Annotated in this window: 16 protein-coding genes, 2 tRNA genes and 1 riboswitch; of the genes, 9 read left to right on the forward strand and 9 right to left on the reverse strand. The window is 72.1% G+C overall.

Annotation, left to right across the window (positions count from 1 at the left end; translation table 11 throughout):
- Positions 1 to 2 precede the first annotated feature (2 nt).
- The 3 genes from ITJ64_RS18720 to msrA all read right to left on the reverse strand — a co-directional run bounded on the left by ITJ64_RS18720 (position 3) and on the right by msrA (position 2,322).
- On the reverse strand, positions 3 to 776 hold the full coding sequence (locus tag ITJ64_RS18720) for a hypothetical protein (protein ID WP_228507604.1): 774 nt from the start codon (positions 774 to 776) through the stop codon (positions 3 to 5).
- Between the two features lie 286 nt (positions 777 to 1,062).
- Positions 1,063 to 1,647 carry a single-stranded DNA-binding protein gene (locus ITJ64_RS00565; protein WP_194678843.1) on the reverse strand — a complete coding sequence of 195 codons (585 nt, stop codon included), beginning with the start codon at positions 1,645 to 1,647 and terminating at the stop codon, positions 1,063 to 1,065.
- Positions 1,648 to 1,794: 147 nt separating this feature from the next.
- Positions 1,795 to 2,322 (reverse strand): peptide-methionine (S)-S-oxide reductase MsrA, encoded by a 528-nt coding sequence (gene msrA / locus ITJ64_RS00570; protein WP_194678844.1) that lies wholly within the window; start codon positions 2,320 to 2,322, stop codon positions 1,795 to 1,797.
- 72 nt (positions 2,323 to 2,394) lie between these two features.
- Between msrA and ITJ64_RS00575 the strand changes: the two genes are divergently transcribed.
- From ITJ64_RS00575 to ITJ64_RS00585, 3 genes are all read left to right on the forward strand, one after another.
- Positions 2,395 to 2,610, forward strand: a complete 216-nt coding sequence (locus tag ITJ64_RS00575; protein ID WP_194678845.1) for a hypothetical protein — start codon at positions 2,395 to 2,397, stop codon at positions 2,608 to 2,610.
- A gap of 122 nt (positions 2,611 to 2,732) precedes the next feature.
- Complete coding sequence (locus ITJ64_RS00580) at positions 2,733 to 3,650, forward strand: hypothetical protein (RefSeq protein ID WP_194678846.1); 918 nt, start codon at positions 2,733 to 2,735, stop codon at positions 3,648 to 3,650.
- Between the two features lie 44 nt (positions 3,651 to 3,694).
- Positions 3,695 to 3,767, forward strand: a tRNA-Arg gene (locus ITJ64_RS00585).
- Between the two features lie 53 nt (positions 3,768 to 3,820).
- Here the strand turns inward: ITJ64_RS00585 and ITJ64_RS00590 are convergent.
- Positions 3,821 to 4,039: an SCO4848 family membrane protein gene (locus tag ITJ64_RS00590; RefSeq protein WP_173183790.1), complete on the reverse strand. Its 219-nt coding sequence runs from the start codon at positions 4,037 to 4,039 to the stop codon at positions 3,821 to 3,823.
- A gap of 64 nt (positions 4,040 to 4,103) precedes the next feature.
- Here ITJ64_RS00590 and orn point away from each other — a divergent pair, with 64 nt between their 5' ends.
- From orn to ITJ64_RS00610, 4 genes are all read left to right on the forward strand, one after another.
- Complete coding sequence (gene orn / locus ITJ64_RS00595) at positions 4,104 to 4,724, forward strand: oligoribonuclease (protein WP_194678847.1); 621 nt, start codon at positions 4,104 to 4,106, stop codon at positions 4,722 to 4,724.
- Between the two features lie 47 nt (positions 4,725 to 4,771).
- Positions 4,772 to 4,847: transfer RNA gene (locus ITJ64_RS00600), tRNA-His, on the forward strand.
- A 105-nt stretch (positions 4,848 to 4,952) separates the two neighbouring features.
- Positions 4,953 to 5,303: a metallopeptidase family protein gene (locus ITJ64_RS00605; RefSeq protein ID WP_194678848.1), complete on the forward strand. Its 351-nt coding sequence runs from the start codon at positions 4,953 to 4,955 to the stop codon at positions 5,301 to 5,303.
- A 154-nt stretch (positions 5,304 to 5,457) separates the two neighbouring features.
- Positions 5,458 to 6,717: a D-alanyl-D-alanine carboxypeptidase family protein gene (locus ITJ64_RS00610; protein ID WP_194678849.1), complete on the forward strand. Its 1,260-nt coding sequence runs from the start codon at positions 5,458 to 5,460 to the stop codon at positions 6,715 to 6,717.
- A gap of 66 nt (positions 6,718 to 6,783) precedes the next feature.
- Here the strand turns inward: ITJ64_RS00610 and ITJ64_RS00615 are convergent, their stop codons facing one another.
- From ITJ64_RS00615 to ITJ64_RS00630, 4 genes are all read right to left on the reverse strand, one after another.
- The gene (locus ITJ64_RS00615) at positions 6,784 to 7,272 is read right to left on the reverse strand and encodes an ATP-binding protein (RefSeq protein WP_194678850.1); all 489 of its coding nucleotides are present in this window, start codon (positions 7,270 to 7,272) and stop codon (positions 6,784 to 6,786) included.
- 10 nt (positions 7,273 to 7,282) lie between these two features.
- On the reverse strand, positions 7,283 to 8,065 hold the full coding sequence (locus ITJ64_RS00620) for an energy-coupling factor transporter transmembrane protein EcfT (RefSeq protein WP_194678851.1): 783 nt from the start codon (positions 8,063 to 8,065) through the stop codon (positions 7,283 to 7,285).
- A complete protein-coding gene (locus ITJ64_RS00625) occupies positions 8,062 to 9,684 on the reverse strand; it encodes an ABC transporter ATP-binding protein (RefSeq protein ID WP_228507839.1) in 1,623 nt (540 codons plus the stop codon). Before ITJ64_RS00625 ends, ITJ64_RS00620 begins: the two co-directional genes overlap by 4 nt.
- A gap of 179 nt (positions 9,685 to 9,863) precedes the next feature.
- Positions 9,864 to 10,511 carry an ECF transporter S component gene (locus ITJ64_RS00630; protein WP_370544976.1) on the reverse strand — a complete coding sequence of 216 codons (648 nt, stop codon included), beginning with the start codon at positions 10,509 to 10,511 and terminating at the stop codon, positions 9,864 to 9,866.
- Between the two features lie 59 nt (positions 10,512 to 10,570).
- Positions 10,571 to 10,677: riboswitch (TPP riboswitch) on the reverse strand.
- Positions 10,678 to 11,128: 451 nt separating this feature from the next.
- Here ITJ64_RS00630 and ITJ64_RS00635 point away from each other — a divergent pair.
- Positions 11,129 to 11,458 carry a DUF559 domain-containing protein gene (locus ITJ64_RS00635; protein WP_194678852.1) on the forward strand — a complete coding sequence of 110 codons (330 nt, stop codon included), beginning with the start codon at positions 11,129 to 11,131 and terminating at the stop codon, positions 11,456 to 11,458.
- A 36-nt stretch (positions 11,459 to 11,494) separates the two neighbouring features.
- On the opposite strand, the gene ITJ64_RS00640 is transcribed toward ITJ64_RS00635, so the two are convergent.
- Positions 11,495 to 11,860, reverse strand: a complete 366-nt coding sequence (locus ITJ64_RS00640; protein WP_173183783.1) for a hypothetical protein — start codon at positions 11,858 to 11,860, stop codon at positions 11,495 to 11,497.
- Positions 11,861 to 11,999: 139 nt separating this feature from the next.
- On the opposite strand from ITJ64_RS00640, the gene glgX reads away from it, so the two are divergent.
- Complete coding sequence (gene glgX / locus ITJ64_RS00645) at positions 12,000 to 14,201, forward strand: glycogen debranching protein GlgX (RefSeq protein ID WP_194678853.1); 2,202 nt, start codon at positions 12,000 to 12,002, stop codon at positions 14,199 to 14,201.
- The last annotated feature ends 8 nt before the right edge of the window (positions 14,202 to 14,209 follow it).

Consider the following 14,209-nt stretch of genomic DNA (forward strand, 5'->3'; position numbering starts at 1 on the left):
GCTTACCAGTCTATTGCGCGGGTCTGACCGATCAGGCACTGGCCCGTGCCGAGCACCGGCGCGACGGTGCTCGTGTAGGCGCCGTGGCCGTACTGCCCGATCAGGCACTCGTTCTTCCAGAGCACCGAGAACTGGATCGAGTCGGCTGCGACCCCCACCGTCGTGATGTCGGGCGTGACCTGCATCGCGGCGATGTCGAAGCCGTTCGTGCGGAGGTTGCTGGTGAACTCCACTCCCCCGGCGGCCGGGTTGCCCGCCACGAGCGCCTGGTTCACCTGGTCGAAGAACGCCTTGTTGTCGGCCGCCGACCCCTCGGGGTTCAGCGCGGCCGGCGCGGCGGCGGTCTCGCTCGGAGCCGCGCTCGCGGACGGCGCCGCGCTCGCCGACGGCGCGGCCGTCTCGGTCTCGGGCGTGCACGCGCTCAGCAGCCCCACCAACGCCATCGGCACCACCACCGCGGCGGCCCACCGCCGCGCGCCGCGCACCCGCGGCGCACCCGCACCCGGCACCCGCGGCGCACTCGCACCCGGGGCGGGCAGCACACCCACGCCCGCGCCGGTCAGCGCACCCGCACTCACGCCTGTCAGCACGCCCGCGCGTGAGCCGGGCAGCACACCCGCGCTCACGCCGGTCAGCACGCCCGCGCTTGAGCCGGGCAGCGCAGCCGCGCTCGCGGCGGGCAGTGCACCCGCGACCGCGGCGGGCTGCGTAGCCGCGCTCGCCTGCTGCGGCGCGCCCGCGCTCCGGGTCGGCACTCCGACGCGTCTCGTCTGCATCGCTCCCACAATCCTCTCGATCACGGCACCATCCCGCCCCGGCCCGTGAGACCGACACGAGTGTATGCGCTCCCGACCAGGCGCGCCTGGGAGACCACCCGCGCTCCGCCGCCGCCACCGAGCCCGGCGCGCCACACCCGTGTACGCCCAGCGGCCAGGTCGCCTCGACGCCCGCCGCCGCGGGCCGCCGATCGCAGCGGACGGCGTCGCCCGCGGGCTGCATCGCCGGCGGGCGGCATCGCCGGCGGACGGCATCGCCGGCGGACGGCGTCGCCCGCGGGCGCGGTCAGAACGGGAGGTCGGCGTCGGCGGAGCCGCCGGGTGCCGCTGACGCCAGGGCGGGCTCACGCGCATCCGGAACCCCCTGGCCCTGCTGCGGATCGCGGAGGCCACCCGCCGGCTCGAGCCCCGCCGCGAGCGTGTCGTGCGCCCACGTATCGCTCGCGCCGTCACCGCCGGAGCCGGAGCCCAACCCCGACCCCGACCCTGAGCTGGAGCCCACCCCCGCACCGGCCGGCGCGACCCGCGCCCAGACCGCCGTGCCCCAGCCGAGGTCGTGCCCGAGCGCGTCGGCCTCGATCTCGATGGTGGTGCCCGAGCGCTCCGCGTTCTCCCACGGCCGGATGCGCACCCGCCCCGACACGACGATGCGCTGCCCCTGCTCGATCGACGCGGCCATGTTCTGCGCCAGCTGCCGGAAGCCCGTGACCGTGTACCAGTTGGTGTCGGTCTCGACCCACTTCTGCCGGTCGCGGTCGAACCGCCGCTGACTCGAGGCGAGCCGGAAGCTGGTGATGTCGAGACCGGCGTTCGTGGTGATGTGCCGCGGCACCGTCGCGACGACTCCGGTGAGGGTCATGGTGTCGGTCATGTCGTGCTCCTTCTGTCGTGCCGTCGTGGGTGATCCCGGTGACGGTGATCCGTGAGCCGAGTCTGCGGCGGCGGGCTCCACGACGAACGGCCGGGACCCCATCTGTGGACAGGGCCCCGGCCGGAGCAGGAAGTGCAGGAGAAGTGGCTACGCCGCCTTGATGTACTTCGCGTACGCCTTGCGCACCTTGTTCACCTTCGGCACCGCGACGGCCATGCAGTAGCCCTGGCCGGGGTTCTTGGCGAAGAAGTCCTGGTGGTACTCCTCGGCCCGGTAGTACTCGCCGAGCGGCTCGAGGGTGGTGACGATCCCGCCGTCCCACAGCTCGGACGCGCGCTCGAGCGCCGCCTCGAACTGCGCCTTCTGCTCCTCGCCGTCGTAGAACATGGCGGAGCGGTACTGGGTGCCGACGTCGTTGCCCTGGCGGTTCAGCTGCCGCGGGTCGTGCAGCGTGAAGAAGACGTCGAGGATGACCTCGGCCGGGATGACCGCCGGGTCGAAGGTGACGGCCACGGCCTCGGCCTGCCCCGTGGTGCCGGTGCAGACCTCCTCGTAGCTCGGGTTCGGGACGGTGCCGCCCGTGTAGCCCGACACCACGTCCTGAACGCCCTCGAGGGTGCGGTAGACGGCGTCGAGGCACCAGAAGCAGCCTCCAGCGACAACGAAAGTTTCCATGTCTGAATTCTACGGCCGGGCGCGGCCGGCGCCGCCGCGACCGATGTCGGTGGCTGCCCGTAGCGTGCAGTCATGTCGATCGAAACGCTCACCGCTCCCGCCGTGCACCGCGTGCGCGACGGCTACTGGCGGGTCACCGCCGGCTCCGGCATCGTGCTCGGCTACGTCGAAGAGGTGGCCGACCCGCAGGGGCCGCGCTTCCGCGCCCGCCGGCTCTACTCCTCCGGCCGCGTCGGCGACGTGGGCGAGTTCTGGCAGCGCGCCGAGGCCGTCGAATGCCTCCGCTGAGCAGGGGGGCGGATGCACGTACTGCCGACATCCCGGCAGCCGACGACGTCCGATCCGGCCGATCCGGGCGACACCGGCTCGTCGCCCCGGCGTGCGGCTGAGCCGCGGGTATCGTGCCGCTCATGGAATGGTGGAATGGTCTCGTCCGGTGGTTCTCGTCCGCCGATGGTGAATACGTCGTCTCGAATCTGGTGCTCCCGGCCGCCGCGATCATCGTGGCCGGCCTCCTCGCCGCCTGGATCGCGCACTCCTCGGTGAAGCGCCTGCTCGCGAAGCACGACCGCGAGCTGAAGATCTCCGCCATCGCCGCGCTCATCGACGCGGCCGAGCAGGCCTCGGTCTGGAACTCGCTCACCCCGCAGGAGCAGATCCTGTCCGACCGCGCGAGCGGCCAGGCCGACATCCAGGTGCGCCTGCTGCCCATCAAGGGCTCCGACGTGGCGGCCAACTGGGCCGCCCACTGCCTCGCCGAGATGAAGCGCGAGTCCGCCACCTTCGGCTACCGCATCGAGCCCGCCGTGATCGAGTTCCGCGACCGGCTGATCGAGTGGCAGCAGCGTCCCGCCCGCTCCAAGCGCCTGTTCCAGGCCGACCTCGAGCGCTGGGCCGCAGCTGACTCCACGAAGGAGTCCGAGCTCGCCTCGAAGCAGGACGAGTGGGTCGCCCAGCAGCAGCACGAGCAGTTCGCCCGCCCCGACGGGGCGCAGGGCCGGCCCGAGCAGCGTTCCGCGACGGCGAACGCGGCGCCCACGGCATCCGCTCGACCCGACTACACCGACGTGCCGACGCAGGCCACGCCGATCATGCCCTCGTCGCCGCTCGCGCCGACGCATGAGCCGCGCCCGATCGTGCAGCAGGTCGCCTCGGGCACCGGCACGCGCGGCGTCGCCCCCCGCAAGCCGATCGCCGCCGGGCCGCACGGCTCCTCCTCCCCGCTCGGAACCCTCGAGAACACCGTCGACCCGGGAGACGCCCGCAGCACCGGTGACGTGCCGCCGCCGGTGCACGCGTTCCCGCCGCGCGCCGGCTCCGCCGACTGACGCGCCCGGGGGCGGCCCACCGGAGGTAGTACGCTTTTCGGGTCGCCCCTGTAGCTCAGTGGATAGAGCACCGGCCTTCTAATCCGTTTGTCGCTGGTTCGAATCCAGCCAGGGGCACACCATTCCGGGCGCCGAGGCGCAGCCGCATCAGGCGCCGGCGCGCAGCCGCATCAGGCCCCGGCGAGTGCCGCGATCCCCGCGATCACCGACACCACGGCGATCACCAGCGCGATCGCGATCAGCACCGCGTGCACGATCAGGAACGTCGTCGGCTTGCCGGCGGCATCGCGGGCCCGCGCGTCGCGGCTCACCCGCTTGTAGAACTGCGGCCACACGATCACGTTGAAGGCGGCGTTCACGAACAGCAGGACGGCGAGTGCGGTGGTCACCCTGTCGAGTCTAGGAGGATCCCTCCCGAGGCCCGGTGTCTGCCCCCGGCCCTAGACTCGGAGCATGAGTTCTTCCTCAGACCGTCTCGTGTGGATCGACTGCGAGATGACGGGGCTCGACCTCGAGGTCGACGAGCTGGTCGAGGTCGCGGTGGTCGTCACCGACTTCGACCTGAACCTCGTCGACCCGGGCTTCAGCATCGTCATCAAGCCCGACGACTCCGCGCTCGAGCACATGAACGACTTCGTCACGAACATGCACGCCACGAGCGGTCTCGCCGACGAGATCCCGCACGGTGTCAGCCTCGCCGATGCCGAGTACCAGGTGCTCGAGTACATCTTGAAGTACGTCCCGGGCGCCCAGTCGGCGCCACTCGCGGGCAACACCATCGGCACCGACCGCATGTTCCTCGCGAAGTTCATGCCGCGGGTCGACGGGCACCTGCACTACCGCAGCATCGACGTCTCCTCGATCAAGGAGCTGGCCCGCCGCTGGTTCCCCCGCGTGTACTTCAACGCGCCCGAGAAGGCCGGCGGGCACCGCGCGCTGGCCGACATCCTGGAGTCCATCCGCGAGCTCGAGTACTACCGCAAGGCGGTCTTCATCCAGGAGCCCGGCCCCTCCTCCGTCGAGCTCAAGACCATCTCCGCCGACGTGGTGCGCGACTTCGGCTCCAGAATGTAATAGACTTCTTTGTCGTTGCCCCAACGATCTCGATCACGGGGTACATGGTGGATATAGCTCAGTTGGTAGAGCGCTGGCTTGTGGTGCCGGATGTCGCGGGTTCGAGTCCCGTTATTCACCCCACCGGCGGCTGACAGCCGCCACGATGGCCCGGTTCACGCCGGGCCATCGTCGTCTCACCAGGTCACCGGCCGATCCGCCGGTTCCCGCACACGAACGGGGTTCCGGATGCTCGAGATGACCGCCGACGACTTCGAGGCCCTCGTGGGCGACGAACTCGACCAGCTGCCCGACGACATGCTCGACGGGCTCGACAACGTGGTCTTCGTGGTCGACGACCGGCCCGAGGACGGCAGCCTCGACCTGCTCGGGCTCTACGACGGCGTCGCGGTCACCGAGCGCGGCCAGTACGGCTTCGGCGAGATGCCCGACCGCATCACGCTCTACCGCGAGCCGCTGCTGGCGATCTGCGAGGACGTCGAGGAGCTCCGCGACCAGGTGCACGTCACCCTCGTGCACGAGATCGCCCACTACTACGGCATCGACGACGCCAAGCTGCACGAGCTCGGCTGGGGCTGAGCGGGCCGAGCCCGCCGCGACCGCAGTCGCCGCCGCCGCCGCAGCAGCCGCAGCCTCCGCAGCCGCAGCCGCCGTCCCCACTTCACAGCACATCGTGACCCGCCCGCCCGCGTCCCTCCCCCGCGCTGTCGGCGGTCGCCCCTAGCCTGGTGCCATGGCAGCAGCATCCCCCGCGCGCAAGGCCCTCCGCGCCGTCGTGATCGTCGTCGGCGTGTTCGTCATCCTCGCGGTCGGCGTCTACGGCCCGGCGACGCTCGTCGGTCCGCTGCCCGCCGCGACCGCGTCCGTCGCCGACTCCGGCGCCGAGTCGGGCACCACCGGGGCGCCGACGGTGCCGCAGACGGGCGCGAGCGCCATCGTCGCCGAGAAGGCCCAGGGCGTGCTCGCCTCGGGCGGCATCGCCGAGGCGGTGCCGATCGGCGGTACGGCCAAGATCATCACGGCCCTCGTCGTGCTCGACGCCAAGCCGCTGGCCGCGGGCGCCGCCGGCGAGCAGGTCACCATCTCGGCCGACGACTACGCCTCCTACGTGCAGTACCTCAGCGAGCGCGCTCGCGCCATCTCGTTCATCACGGGCGAGCAGTGGAGCCAGCGCCAGATGCTCGAGGCCATGCTCCTCGGTTCGAGCAACAACCACGCCGACGCCCTCGCCCGCTGGGCCTTCGGCTCGATGGACGGCTACCTCGAGGCCGCGGAGGCGTGGCTGACCGCGAAGGGGTTCGCGAGCGTGCAGCTCGTCGACGCGACCGGGCTCGCCGAGGGCGACGTGGGCAGCGCATCCGACCTCGCTCAGATCGCGGCGCTCGCGGGCGCCGAGCCGGCCCTCGCCGAGATCATGGCGAGCGAGAGCGTCACCGTCAACGGCAACCGCTCGGTCGAGAACCTGGCCGCCTACGCGGCCGACGAGGGCTACACGATGCTCTCCCGCAGCTACACCGACGAGGCGGGCGTCTGCGTGCTCTTCGCGCTCGACGTCACCCCCGCCGGGGCCGAGGGATCGGTGCGGCTGTACGGCGCGTTCCTGCGCGAGCCCGACTGGGAGACCCTCGACGCCGACCTCAGCACCCTCACCGAGACCGCGGCGAGCACCGTGCGCGCCACCCCGGTCGTCACCGAGGGGCAGAGCTTCGTCACCTACAGCACGGCCTGGGGCGAGAGCGCGAACGGCGTCGCCATGGGCACCGAGAGCCGCATGCTGTGGGCCACCTCGCCGCTCGAGTACGACGTCGACGCGAAGCCGCTCAGCACGGGCTCGAAGGGCGAGCAGATCGGCAGCGTCACGGTCACCACACCCGACGGCCCGCTGAACGTGCTGTTGCAGCTCGACGGCCGCATCGGCGACCCGGGGCCCATCTGGCGCCTCACCCACCCCGTCCCGGTGATCGAGGCCTTCATCGCGTCCCGCTTCGGCTGAACCGGCGCACGTGGGTGGCACGGGCAGTGGTGAACGCCACCGCGCCCACGCATCCGATCGCGCGACTCAGGTCGGCACGACGAACGTCGCCGCCGCGCGCGGCTGCGCCCGCGCCACGAACGCGCGCCACTGCGCGTCCCACCGCTCCCACTCCCGGGCGTACAGCTCGCCGTCGCGCTCCAGCGCCCGGCGCTTCCGCTCCACCTCGTCGGCCTCGACCCACACGCACAGGTCGGCCAGCGCGACGGCCCGGCGGCTCATCGCCCCGCAGCCCTCGACGATGAGCGGATGCGCGGGGTCGACCCCGTGCCACTCCGCCGCCGTGTCCGCCGCCCAGTCCCAGCGCCGCCACCCTGCTGGCCGTCCGGCGCGCAGCGGCTCCAGCAGCTCGGTGACCAGCTGCGCGCTCGCGGCCTCGAGCCCGTCCCACCCGGGGTAGATGTCGTCGAGATGCACCACGGTCGGGTGGTCGCCGCCGACCCAGCCGGCGCGCATCCGCTCGGCCAGGGCCGTCTTGCCCGAGCCGCTCGGACCGTCGATCAGGATCACCGTCACCGCGCGCCCCTCACCCGAGCACGAAGTTGACGGAACCTGTGGCGATCGAGGTGCCGAGCGCCACGGCGCCGATCGCGAGGCCGATCAGCACGAGCATCCAGTCGCCCGCCCCGAACCGCGACGGCCGGGCCCAGGTGCGCACCGTGCTGCCGCCGAAGCCGCGGGCCTCCATCGCGGTCGCGAGCTTGCTGCCGCGCCGGAGCGACAGCACGAGCAGCGCGAACGCCTGGTTGAGGAAGCGGCGCAGGCGGCCGGTGTCGCCGATGCCGCGGGCCCGCCGGGCGAGCTCGAGCTGGCGCCAGTCGTCGAGGAAGAGCCCCACGAGCCGCAGCGCCGCCAGCGCCCCGAGCACGAACCGGCTCGGCAGCTTCACGACCTGGGCGAGCCCGTCGGCCAGATCGGTCGGGTCGATGGTCGCGAACAGCACGACCGCCGGCAGTCCGATCGCGAGGATGCGCAGCGCCGAGGCGAGCGCGAGCTGAACCGAGCCCTCCGTGACGTGGATCAGCCCGAACTCGAAGTACGCCACCCCCGACGGCAGCCCGTAGAGCACAGTGGTGACGCCGGCCAGCGGTGCAGCGATCCAGATCGCGGCCGTGCGCCGGAAGAACGCGCGCGCCCCGAGCCCGGCCCAGACGAACAGCACGCTCTCGAGCACCAGCGCGACGAGGGCCGACACCCAGTCGACGGTCACCAGGAGGAACAGGCTCAGCAGCAGCGACGCCGCCAGCTTCGCCACCGGGTTCACGGCGTAGATGCGTCCGCTGCCGCGCACCGGGGTCAGCACGCTCATGCTCCGCTCCCCTCGGCCGGCCTGACCTCGAGCTCGCGGTCGGCGAGGGCCTCGATGAAGGCGCGATCGTGGGTGACCGCGACCACCGCGGTGCCCCGGTCGAGCTGCTCGCCGAGCAGGCGCACGAGCTCGGCCCAGGTGCGGGAATCCTGTCCGAAGGTCGGCTCGTCGAGCACGAGAACCGCGGGCCGCGCGACCAGCACGGAGGCCACCGAGAGCCGCCGCTTCTCGCCGCCCGAGAGCGTGTAGGGGTTCGCGGTGAGCAGCCCGTCGAGGCGCAGCCGGCCGGCGACCTCGGTCACCCGCGCGTCGATCTCGGCGGCGTCGAGCCGCAGGGCCCTCAGCGCCACCTCCAGCTCGCCGCGCACGGTGCCGGTGACGAACTGGTGCTCCGGGTCCTGGAACACCGTGCCGATGCGGGTCAGCAGCTCCCGCGAGGGCCAGGCGAACGGATGCTCGCCGAGCGCCCGCCCGTGCGTCCCCCCTCTCCGGCGCGCACGCCGCACCTCGCGGCGGTGCCGTCGCTCGTCCGCCCTCGCCCGCGGGCCTTCGGCGACCGGCACGTCGGAGTCGGCGGCGGGCGGGACGGCTTCGGCGGCGGCCGGGACGGGGTCGCCGGTGAGGGCGGGCCGGGCGCGGAGCGTCCCGCCCAGGGGTTCGAGCAGGCCCGCGATCGTGAGCGCGAGTGTCGACTTGCCGGCTCCGTTCGGGCCGGTCAGCGCGAGGGCCGAGGCGCGGGCGACGTCGAGGTCGAGGCCGCGGGCGGCGACGGCTGCCGGGGTGCGGCCGACCGCGAGGTCGGCCGTCGCGAGCAGGGTGGGCCGAGCATCCGTCGCAGCAGCAGGAGCAGGAGCAGCAGCAGCCTGCCGCGCCGGTCGCCCCTGGAGCGGGTCGAAGCCCGGCACCCAGACGCCGCCGCGGGCGAGCTCGGCGCCGCGCTCGCGGAGCACCGTCGCCGGGTCGCCGTCGGCGAGCACGCCGCCGCCGGGGTCCAGGACGATGACGCGGTCGACGACGTCGAGCCAGACGTCGACGCGGTGCTCGATCACGACGAAGGTGGAGTTCGAGGAGCGCACGACGGCGGCGACCGCGTCCCGCACCTCGGCGACGCCGGCCGGGTCGAGGTTCGCCGTCGGCTCGTCGAGCAGCACGACCTCGGGGCGCATCGCGAGCACGCCGGCGAGCGCGACGCGCTGCTTCTGCCCGCCCGAGAGCGCCGAGGTCGGGCGGTCGAGCGGGAGGTCGAGGCCGACGGCCTCCATGGCCTCGTCGACGCGTCGCCAGATCTCGTCGCGCGGAACGCCGAGGTTCTCGCAGCCGAAGGCGATGTCGTCGCCGATGCGGGCGAGGGCCACCTGGGAGTCGGGATCCTGCAGCACGAGTCCGGTGAGCCCGCGGGAGTCGGCGGGGAGGCGGCCACCCACGGTGAGGGAGCCCTCCTGCTCGCCCTCGTCGGATCCGCCGAGCACGCCCGCGAAGGCGTGCACGAGCGTCGATTTGCCCGCCCCGGACGCGCCGAGCAGCAGCACTCGCTCCCCCGGCGCGATCGTGAGATCGAGGCCGCGGACGGCCCACTCCGCGCGTCCGGCGTGGCGCCAGCCCCACCCCTCGGCCCGCAGCTCGGCGCCAGCGGCGGGCCCCTCGGCCCGCAGCTCGGCGCCAGCGGCGGCGGCGGGAGTGGTGCCCCGCGCAGCGGCGGCGGGTGCCACGCCGGCCGGCCCGGACGGCTCGGCACGAGCATCCGGAACCGCACCCAGCGGCCCCGAACCCTCGCCGCGCGCCACCCGAGTCACCCGCGTCACGCCCGGGCCGACGCCTCTCGCGCCGTCACCTCGCGGCCGGCCGCGAACCGATTGAGCGCCCCCGTGGACGCGAGCGCCCGCACGATCAGCCACGACAGCAGCCCCGCCACGATCGAGGCGCCGACGACGGCGGCGATCACGTAGATCGTCTTGAAGTCGCCGCCGAGGGCCGGGTACCAGAGCACGATGTCGTTGATGCCCATGGCGAGCCCTGCACCCGCGCCCGCGAGCACGGCGACGTAGGCGCGGTAGTTGCCGTAGAGGAACAGCGCGAACACGAGCTCGGCGCCGAGGCCCTGCACGAGGCCGGCCTCGAGGGTGAGCACGCCCCACTGGGTTCCGACGAGCGCCGACACGGTGGCCGCGACGAGCTCGGTGTAGATGGCGGCGCCGGGCTTCCGGATGATCAGCCCGCCGAGCACGCCGGCGAACAGCCACACGCCGCCGATGGCCGACTGGAGGCCCGGGAGCACGGCTTCGAGGCCGGCGCTGAAGGGCGAGTAGGTGAGGTTCCAGACCCAGAAGATGAGTCCGGCGGCGACGCCGATGACGCTGGCGATGACGATGTCGACCACCCGCCACTTCAGCGTCGGGCGGGGGCGGGTCGCGGCGGCGGCCGCGGGCTTGCTGATGGTGGAATGCACTGATCGTGCCCTTTCATTCGGTGGAAGGGGCACGGGTCGGGCGAACGGCTGGAGCCGACGCACCTCGAGATGCCTCCCTGCGCTGGCATGATCCAGATCAGGTTCGACGGTCGAAGGTTGAGAACCTTCCTCTCAGCCCGGCTCACCGGACTCCCGTGTGCCACCAGTATAGGCACCCGCCCCAGCGCTGTGGATAACCCTCTCCGGGCCACCTCCGTCCGCCAGACTCCCGGTCATGCCTCGACGAGTCGCACTTCCGCCGCACCTCGGTCGTGGCCCGTTCGGCGTCGGCGAAGGCCGCTCGGCCGGCCTCGGCGAGAAGCGGATGCGCGGCCGCGACCTCACCGCACCATTCCCTTCGACCCGCCTCCCGCTCTCCACCCCCCTCGATCTGCAGACCCGATGCCGGGCCTACTCCTCGAGGCTCCGAGCGGACGAGGTGTTCTCGCACGTCACGGCGGCACGGCTCTGGGGCCTGATCGACCCCGTCACGGCGTGGTTGCGACGAGCTCCGCCGGCGGGCCGACCGGACGGTGGGGCGCGGTGCCCGGGCCGCACGGAGGGCGGCGGCCTTCGTCCGCGAGGGCTCGGACTCGCCGCAGGAGTCACGGCTGCGGGTGGCGCTCGTGATGTCGGGCTTACCCGAACCGGAGCTGAACCCGGAGCTCCGCCGCGCATCCGGCCGCTTCGTGGCGCGCGTCGACATGCTGTACCGCGAGGCGCGGGTGGTCGTGGAGTACGACGGCGACCAGCACCGCACCGACCGGCGTCAGTACGACCTCGACATCCGGCGGATCGACACGCTCCACGACCTCGGCTGGACGGTCGTCCGCATCCGCAGCCCCCAGATGCGGCACGGAGCGGCCGAAGCGGTAACCCTCGTGCGCGCGGCCATCGGCCGCAGCGCGATCGAGTTGCCGAATTCCGCCCTAAAACCGCCGTTTTAGGGCGGAAAGTGGCAAGTCGGCGGGCGGCGGGGCGGGCTACTTCTTGAGGGCGCGGATGATGCGGGCCAGGGCGTGGCCCGTGGTCCAGACGAGGGGGATCGCGACCGCGGCGAGCGCCACCACGTTCGGCTGGAAGACCGCGGTGCCGTTCGACGCGACGTAGGCGCCGATCGGGATCGTCGCGCCGCCGCCGCCGAAGCCCTCGCCGCCGGCGTCGCCCGCGGCGATGCGCTCGGTGACGGTGCCGGGCGAGGAGGCGTTGCCCGTGCCGCCGCCGAAGCCCGACCAGGCGAGCGCGACGGGAACGATCGTCGAGCCGTCGATCTCGACGGGGGCGCCGTAGGCGGCGTCGATGCCCAGCTTCTTGAGGGAGTCGGTCAGGGATTCCACGAGGTCGGCCATGCGCCAACGCTACCGCGCAGGCGAGCGCGGGTACAGAGCCAGCAGGGGGCCCAGCGATGTGGAGCCACGCCGAGAACCCGGTACGGTAAGGGCCGACCCCGCACGACGTCACCACGATCACCACCCATGAGGAGACCAGATGCAGTCCTGGCCAGGATCCGCCTACCCGCTCGGAGCCACCTACGACGGCAGCGGAACGAACTTCGCCCTGTTCAGCGAAGCGGCCGAGCGCGTCGAGCTGTGCCTCTTCGACGACGCCGGCACCGAGACCCGGGTCGAGCTGTTCGAGGTCGACGCCTACGTCTGGCACGCCTACCTGCCCCAGGTGCAGCCCGGCCAGCGCTACGGCTACCGCGTGCACGGCGAGTACGACCCGAAGACCGGCCAGCGCTGCAACCCGAACAAGCTGCTCCTCGACCCCTACGCCAAGGCGACGTCGGGCGAGATCGACTGGGACCAGTCCCTCTTCTCGTACACCTTCGGCGACCCCGACTCGATCAACGACGAGGACAGCGCCCCGCACATGACGCTCGGCGTCGTGATCAACCCCTTCTTCGACTGGTCGGGCGACCGCAAGCTCGGCATCCCGTACAGCGAATCGGTGATCTACGAGGCCCACGTGAAGGGTCTCACCGAGCTGCACCCGGCCATCCCCGAAGAGCAGCGGGGCACCTATGCGGCGGTCGCGCATCCGGCGATCATCGAGCACCTGAAGAAGCTCGGCGTGACCGCGATCGAGCTGATGCCCGTGCACCAGTTCGTGAACGACAGCGTGCTGCTCGACAAGGGCCTCAGCAACTACTGGGGCTACAACACGATCGGCTTCTTCGCGCCGCACAACTCCTACTCCTCCACGGGCGACCGCGGTCAGCAGGTGCAGGAGTTCAAGGGCATGGTGAAGTCGCTGCACGCGGCCGGCATCGAGGTCATCCTCGACGTGGTCTACAACCACACCGCCGAGGGCAACCACCTGGGCCCGACGCTGTCGTTCCGCGGCATCGACAACGGTGCCTACTACCGCCTGGTCGAGGACGACCTGCGCTACTACATGGACTACACGGGCACCGGCAACACCCTGAACGTGCGCCACCCGCACTCGCTGCAGCTGATCATGGACTCGCTGCGCTACTGGGTGACCGAGATGCACGTCGACGGCTTCCGCTTCGACCTCGCGAGCGCTCTCGCCCGCGAGTTCTACGACGTCGACCGACTGTCGACCTTCTTCGAGCTCGTGCAGCAGGACCCGGTGGTCTCGCAGGTCAAGCTCATCGCCGAGCCCTGGGACGTCGGCCCCGGCGGCTACCAGGTGGGCAACTTCCCACCCCAGTGGACGGAGTGGAACGGCAAGTACCGCGACACCGTGCGCGACTTCTGGCGGGGCGAGCCCAGCACCCTGGGCGAGTTCGCCAGCCGCTTCACCGGCAGCGCCGACCTCTACGAGCACTCCGGCCGCCGCCCCGTCGCGTCGATCAACTTCGTCACCGCCCACGACGGCTTCACCCTGCGCGACCTCGTCAGCTACAACGAGAAGCACAACGACGCCAACGGCGAGGACAACAACGACGGCGAATCGCACAACCGCTCCTGGAACAGCGGTGTCGAGGGCCCGACCGACGACCCGAAGGTGCTCGGCCTCCGCGCCCGCCAGCAGCGCAACTTCATCGCCACCCTGCTGCTCAGCCAGGGCGTACCGATGCTGCTGCACGGCGACGAGCTCGGCCGCACCCAGCTCGGCAACAACAACACCTACGCGCAGGACTCGCCGCTGACCTGGATCCACTGGGACCAGGAGGACCAGCCGCTGATCGACTTCACCGCCGCCGTGCTCCGGCTGCGGAAGGAGCATCCGACATTCCGGCGCAGCCGCTTCTTCGACGGCCGCCCGGTGCGCCGCGGGGCGGGCGAGCCCCTGCCCGACATCGTCTGGCTGACCGCGGATGCCGTCGAGATGTCGCCGGAGGACTGGGACTCCGGGCTCTCGCGCTCGGTGGGCCTGTTCCTGAACGGGCAGGGCATCCGCGGGCGCGACCCGCGCGGCCAGCGCCTCAGCGACGTGCACTTCCTGATCTACTTCAACGCCCACGACGAGGACGAGCAGTTCACCCTGCCCTCGTCCGAGTACAGCGAGTCGTGGGACGCCGTGATCGACACCGCGGGAGAGGCGGCGGATTCCCAGGTCTTCACCGCTGGCGGTCAGGTCAACGTCAGGGCACGATCGATGATGGTGCTGCGGGTCCATCAGGAGCCCGAGACGGAGCCCGATCATTCGGTCGCCGCCTCGCTGACAGCCCAGGCCGACACGACGACGCAGGCCATCCCGATCACCCCCACCGTGGTCTAGGGAGGGCC

The organism is Herbiconiux sp. VKM Ac-1786, from assembly GCF_015350805.1.
Taxonomy (GTDB): Bacteria; Actinomycetota; Actinomycetes; order Actinomycetales; family Microbacteriaceae; genus Herbiconiux.

Bases quoted from the DNA above. Each gene is read 5' to 3' on its own strand.
- ITJ64_RS18720 (WP_228507604.1), bottom strand. From the start codon at position 776: ATGCAGACGAGACGCGTCGGAGTGCCGACCCGGAGCGCGGGCGCGCCG.
- ITJ64_RS00565 (WP_194678843.1), bottom strand. From the start codon at position 1,647: ATGACCGACACCATGACCCTCACCGGAGTCGTCGCGACGGTGCCGCGG.
- orn (WP_194678847.1), top strand. From the start codon at position 4,104: ATGAGTTCTTCCTCAGACCGTCTCGTGTGGATCGACTGCGAGATGACG.
- glgX (WP_194678853.1), top strand. From the start codon at position 12,000: ATGCAGTCCTGGCCAGGATCCGCCTACCCGCTCGGAGCCACCTACGAC.
- ITJ64_RS00580 (WP_194678846.1), top strand. From the start codon at position 2,733: ATGGAATGGTGGAATGGTCTCGTCCGGTGGTTCTCGTCCGCCGATGGT.
- msrA (WP_194678844.1), bottom strand. From the start codon at position 2,322: ATGGAAACTTTCGTTGTCGCTGGAGGCTGCTTCTGGTGCCTCGACGCC.
- ITJ64_RS00640 (WP_173183783.1), bottom strand. From the start codon at position 11,860: ATGGCCGACCTCGTGGAATCCCTGACCGACTCCCTCAAGAAGCTGGGC.
- ITJ64_RS00610 (WP_194678849.1), top strand. From the start codon at position 5,458: ATGGCAGCAGCATCCCCCGCGCGCAAGGCCCTCCGCGCCGTCGTGATC.
- ITJ64_RS00605 (WP_194678848.1), top strand. From the start codon at position 4,953: ATGCTCGAGATGACCGCCGACGACTTCGAGGCCCTCGTGGGCGACGAA.
- ITJ64_RS00575 (WP_194678845.1), top strand. From the start codon at position 2,395: ATGTCGATCGAAACGCTCACCGCTCCCGCCGTGCACCGCGTGCGCGAC.
- ITJ64_RS00620 (WP_194678851.1), bottom strand. From the start codon at position 8,065: ATGAGCGTGCTGACCCCGGTGCGCGGCAGCGGACGCATCTACGCCGTG.